This is a genomic window from Nostoc sp. UIC 10630, from assembly GCF_010747425.1.
GTDB lineage: Bacteria > Cyanobacteriota > Cyanobacteriia > Cyanobacteriales > Nostocaceae > Nostoc.
This window is the reverse complement of the sequence record NZ_JAAGOG010000385.1, coordinates 1-2,898: the sequence shown is the minus strand read 5'-3', so window position 1 is coordinate 2,898 and position 2,898 is coordinate 1. Positions and strand designations below refer to the sequence as shown.

Sequence of the window (2,898 nt, the reverse complement as noted above, 5' to 3'; positions counted from 1 at the left end):
GGTAAAGGGGAAAGGGGAAAGGGTAAGGGGGAAGGGAAGGAATGGAATGGAAAGGAAAAAAATTGAAACTTTTGAGGATTTAAAAGTATGGCAAAAAGGTATTGACTTAGTTAAGCAAATATACTTAAGGACTAAGGAAGGTGAACTGAGTAGAGACTTTGGTTTAAGAGATCAGTTAAGACGTGCATCCGTATCAATACTTACAAATATTGCAGAAGGATTTGAACGATATTCTCGCAAAGAATACTTAAACTTTCTAAATATTGCTAAAGGGTCTGCCGGTGAAGTTCGCAGTCTTTTAAGAGTAGCGTTAGAAGTGGGCTATCTAGACCAACCAACTTATACACAACTTTCTAATCAAGCTATAGAGTTGAGCCGTATGCTATCTAATCAAATTCAATCTATAAATCAGTCATCAAAATAATAAAATCTTTACCCTTTACCCCTTCCCCTTTACCCTTTACCCTTTCTATTATTTATGCTTAACACTCCCTTTCCGTTTAAGCGATTATCTGGCGCTGTCAGCGAGCGCGACTCATTACGAGTCGTTGTTTTTGCGATCGCAGACTATTTATTTGCCCTGCCAGTTGGTGCAGTTCTCAAGGTGATGGCTTGTCCCCCTATTAGCAGTACGGTTGAAAGTGGTATCGGGATGGTTGATTTGGGAGCGCAAACCATTACGATTGTGGACTTGCGCCAGAAATTCATTCAGCAAGTGCAAGCCCAACAGCCGCATCAAGTTCCCTCTGCGGTTGACACTTCAGGGCGCTTCTTACTTCTGACTCAAACGCGGACTGGGGAAATTTGTGGCATTCCTGTGGACAAGCCCCCTGCCTTAATCGATATTCCTTTGTCAGCTGTGCGTCCGGTGCCTTGGTCTTATCGGCAAGTGGCGGAGTTAAGCTGTGTTAGCCACATGGCTGTTTTGCCTGTAGCACCAAACGAGGAACCACTCAAAGTACTTCTTTTTGGTATGAGCCAGATATTGGCTGATAAATTGGGGTTGCCCGGAACAACCCCAACCTTGGCTCCTGGATTGACATCAGGCGAACAACGGCAAAGATTTCTCCGTTTTTCCTTGGGAAATCAAGGAAGTGGATTGCTACCATTTGACTCAATAGTGGACATGATTCATCTCGCTAGCCAAGAAATTTCCCCAGCCCCGGCCTTACCAAGTTGGATTTTAGGTTTCTATAATTGGCAAGGACAGATGCTGCGGCTGGTTGACTTGGAACATTTGCTTGGTTATGCGCCACTTTTGAAGCGGCAGTCACGACCAGAAAAGCCAATGGTTCTGGTTCTCGAATTGCAAAATCAGGTAGTCGGGTTTTTGGTAGCTCATGTCTACGATGTAGAGTGGCAGGATTTACAGCAAGCACAATCGGCACCAACCGACTTTTCGCCAAACAAACTGCTAAATTTTGTTCGAGGTATTCTGCCAGGCGATCGCTGGATTTTAGACACCAGAGCGATCGCCCAGACATTGCAATGGCAAACCCACTGATTTAACTTGATGCTGCCAAGGAGTTTTCTGTGACGATCGCAACTTTAGACCCTAATTCTGAAACCCAGCCTGTTGAAAATGAAATCCAGATAGAAGAAATTTTGGCTAATGTGGCTCTAATCAAAGCAGTCTTTCAATCTGCTAAGGGGCCAAAGGTCGCTCAATTGCAGCAGAAGGTAAGTCAAATCGAAGCTTTTATCCAAGCTTTGGCTAAGGATTCGCCCAGTGACAACGATCAAAATGTTCGAGGGGCTTTTCAACTCCAGCGAGAACAACTTGCGGTCATCGATCGGCAAATGCAGCAAGCAAAAAATCAAACTGCACTTTTGGAGGTTACAGTTACCGCCCTTCGAGATGTTCTCAACGCCGATCGCGTCCTGATTTATCGTTTTGAGGAAGATAATCGCAGTCGAGCGATCGCAGAAGCTATACAAGCGGGTTGGACATCGTTGCTCAACCAATCCCTACCGATAAATTTGTTTGTTAATAAACCCGATGTTGGCGACGGACAAAACTTACTCAACAACCTAACTGAAGTATTAGAATTAACCCCACGCCAACAGCAGTTTTGGCAGCGCTTTCAGGTGCAAGCTAGCCTGTGCTTACCCTTGATTGTCAAACAACAGCCTTGGGGTTTTTTAGTTATTCATCATTGCCTCCAACCCCGACAATGGCAGGAAGCAGAGCGCAGTTTGCTGCAACAAGTAGGAATGATGTTGACAATTAACTTGCGCTGGGCTGAAATAGTAGCTCCACCTGCTCAACAGCTTGAATCCTGCGATCGCTCTGAATTACTAGTGCCATTTCAGCAGGTGAGCCAGGCTGTACAAGCAGGAGCAAGAATCGCCGAGCTTGCCGGTGAGCATTTAATGTCTATTCAAGATACTGTTGCTGTTACTAATAAACAGCTGCAATACCTTGGTGAATTTTGCCAGCAAGCTTCTGGCTTTGTTCACCTTGTGGAAGGTTTGAGTAGCAAAATTCAGGTTTTGTCCCTGAATACAGCGATTGAAGCAACAAAAGCTAGCGATCGGGAAAGAGGTTTGTTAGCTGCTGCCGAACAGGTGGAAATTCTCGCCCGTCAAGCCCGCGACAGCACCTTAAATATAGAGGAATGGTTCCAAGAACTCCAGGTGGCAGCAACAGACGTTGCTTCTGCTATCGAGCCGTGCGATCGCCAAATCACTGCGGGGCTGGAGTCAATCGCGCAAATCCAGGAGCAATTTAGAGCGATCGCCGACATCGCTGCTTGTACCCTCAAATCAATGTCGAAGCCATAAGACCTCTTGCAAAAGTGCTTTTTGCAAGAGGTGGGAAAAGGGTAAAGGTTAAAGGGGAAAGGCAAAATACAGAACCTTTCTCTTTCCCCCCGCCCCTTATCCCCAGAGGGGACC

Annotated in this window: 3 protein-coding genes; all 3 read left to right on the top strand. The window is 45.8% G+C overall.

All coding sequences use genetic code 11. The features are described 5' to 3' along the window. A partial coding sequence (locus G1O98_RS37695) for a four helix bundle protein (RefSeq protein ID WP_345940638.1) occupies positions 1 to 424 on the top strand: 424 nt, incomplete at its 5' end. 54 nt (positions 425 to 478) lie between these two features. After that, positions 479 to 1,504, top strand: coding sequence for a chemotaxis protein CheW (locus G1O98_RS37690; RefSeq protein ID WP_163939496.1), 1,026 nt, complete (start codon positions 479 to 481; stop codon positions 1,502 to 1,504). A gap of 29 nt (positions 1,505 to 1,533) precedes the next feature. Further along, positions 1,534 to 2,784 carry a GAF domain-containing protein gene (locus G1O98_RS37685; RefSeq protein ID WP_163939493.1) on the top strand — a complete coding sequence of 417 codons (1,251 nt, stop codon included), beginning with the start codon at positions 1,534 to 1,536 and terminating at the stop codon, positions 2,782 to 2,784. Positions 2,785 to 2,898 lie beyond the last annotated feature (114 nt).